The 1,510-nt window shown below is 45.1% G+C and carries 2 protein-coding genes; one reads left to right on the top strand and one right to left on the bottom strand.

All coding sequences use genetic code 11. From position 1 onward, the window contains the following. Window positions 1-1,265: after-VIT domain-containing protein (locus F6K20_RS38090; RefSeq protein WP_287298363.1), on the top strand; the 1,265-nt coding region annotated here is incomplete at its 5' end. Here F6K20_RS38090 and F6K20_RS38095 read toward each other — a convergent pair. Next, on the bottom strand, window positions 1,243-1,510 hold a 268-nt coding region (locus F6K20_RS38095; RefSeq protein ID WP_287298365.1), incomplete at its 5' end, for a retropepsin-like aspartic protease family protein. The two genes, F6K20_RS38090 and F6K20_RS38095, sit on opposite strands and share 23 nt — an antisense overlap.

Genomic DNA, 1,510 nt, shown 5'->3' on the forward strand with positions numbered 1-1,510 from the left:
TCCCAAACCAACCTTGGCCAAAAGGCCACGCTACCCGAACAACCCCTACTGGTACTCTCAGGATTACCGGTACTAGGGCGGATGGTAGTTACTACGAGAAAAGATTTAACCTCAATTTTGATCAAGCCGACAATCCAGCCATTGCCCAGCTGTGGGGTAGAGCAAGGATTAAACACCTGATGCAGCAAATGTTGAGCTGTGAAACCAAAGCTGGGGTAGAGGCAGTTACGGAAACAGCGTTGAGTTATCAACTATTGTGCCAGTACACCGCTTTTGTAGCTGTCAGTGATCAGGTACCGGTTGCAGGAGAAAACCACCTCATATCGATGCAAGTACCAGTAACAATCCCAGAAGGAGTTAACTGGGAAGGCATGATCAAAAGTACTTTTGCTAGTGCAATTCAGGATAGACTCAGGCTACAGAAGTGCCGTTCAGGCTTGAGAGCAGGGGATAACGAGAGCAGGAGACAAGCAGCAATTGACATCAATTCCAAATTCTTGCCTGATGAGCAGGGGAAAAAGGGGAAACCGAAGAACTCTAAGATCAACCGATCTTTACTGTTTTCCCTCTCTCCCTTGTCTTCTGGCACCGCCTGGTCTTCTCCTATCCCAAGATCTGTGTTACCAATAAGTGAATATAGGAAATTGGGGGTTAAAAGCAAAGCTTGGATTCAACAGTCAGAGTATAGGCAAAACAGGTACCAAGAATCTAAGCTAACCTGTAATAATGATAATCGCTATGATACCCATCAGGCATCAGAAATGAGCCCTCAGGATTATATTCTTTCTAAGACAGTTCAGGATAGCCTCAATGATAATGATAATCGCTATGGTACCCATCAGGCATCAAAAATTATTACTGAGGACTATTTAGCCAATCAATCACCAGATAATTTTGAATTGACCTTGGTCTGTCCTAGATTGATTAAAAAGGTGAAGTCAGAGATATTAAGCTCAGCGGCAATCAGCCATCACAGGTTACAGTTGGTCAGAGTTAAGGGATTAGATGAAATAGGGACAACCTGTTTAACCCAACATCTGCAACGATTGAACCTACCCCTAGGGGTAGCTGGTGAAATTGTCTTCGAGTTCCTAGTTCGTAGAGGTCGCGTGATCAGGGTGATGTGGGATGAAGCAGCCTCTACCCTGACCGAAGCCCAAATGATTGATTTGATTAAGCGATCGCTTTCTTGTTGGCGAGTTCCGGAAACCTCTGTAAAGAGCGTGTGTTTAACCTTACGGATTAACGAAGCTGCAACTCAATGACATCTTGCTTAATCGTGAGATCATAATCTTGATAGAAATTGTGTCCTAGCAGTCCAATTGACAGGGATGGACTAACAGCAACCAGTAGGTTGTTAGCCACAATACCTCCTGCGGCAGCGGAGGCCAAGCGACCCAGGGGTACATCAACTGTACCATTAGCTGTATCCATCGTGGCAGTTCCTTCTGGTTTCAATCCCAAAGCTTTTGCCATTTTTGGGGTAATTGTCACGACGGATGCTCCTGTA

The sequence above is a fragment of the Moorena sp. SIO2C4 genome, from assembly GCF_010672485.1.
GTDB classification, from domain to species: Bacteria; Cyanobacteriota; Cyanobacteriia; order Cyanobacteriales; family Coleofasciculaceae; genus Moorena; species Moorena producens.